The sequence below is a fragment of the Companilactobacillus paralimentarius DSM 13238 = JCM 10415 genome (assembly GCF_001434985.1).
In the GTDB taxonomy this organism is placed as follows: Bacteria; Bacillota; Bacilli; order Lactobacillales; family Lactobacillaceae; genus Companilactobacillus; species Companilactobacillus paralimentarius.
Genome location: NZ_AZES01000122.1, coordinates 1 through 485, shown reverse-complemented (window position 1 = coordinate 485; position 485 = coordinate 1). Strand labels below are relative to the sequence as shown.

1 protein-coding gene is annotated in these 485 nt (G+C 35.9%); it reads left to right on the top strand.

Annotated features, from left to right (window positions below):
- Positions 1-444, top strand: a 444-nt coding sequence (locus FD33_RS10440; protein ID WP_156407842.1) for a tyrosine-protein kinase family protein, incomplete at its 5' end; no start/stop codon positions are given.
- Positions 445-485: the final 41 nt, after the last annotated feature.

The following is a 485-nucleotide window of genomic DNA, read 5'->3' as shown; positions in this document are numbered from 1 at the left end:
AATGTAAGTAATCGTGTTGGATTATCCAGTTATTTATTGGGAAATGCTTCATTTGAAGATGTTATCCAACCAACTATGGTTAAAAATCTATTCGTTATCACTAGTGGACCATTTCCACCTAATCCTTCAGAATTATTAGGTAGTATGAGGACAAAGGATTTAATCAATCGTCTTGAAGATAAGTTTGGATTGTTAATTATGGATGCGCCACCAGTTAATACAGTTACTGATGCACAAGTCTTAGCGGTACAAATTGATGGTGTAATTATGGTTGTACCCCAGGGAATTGCTGAAAAAGCTGGGGTTGCACATGCTAAACAATTATTAGATACAGTTCATGCTAATATTTTGGGGGTAATTATGAATCGTGTCACAAAAGAAAAGTCACAAGGCTATTATGGTGGATACTATGGTGGATACTATGGAGCTGAGAAAGAGAAATGAAATTAATTGATTTGCATTGCCACATATTGCCAGGCGTTGAT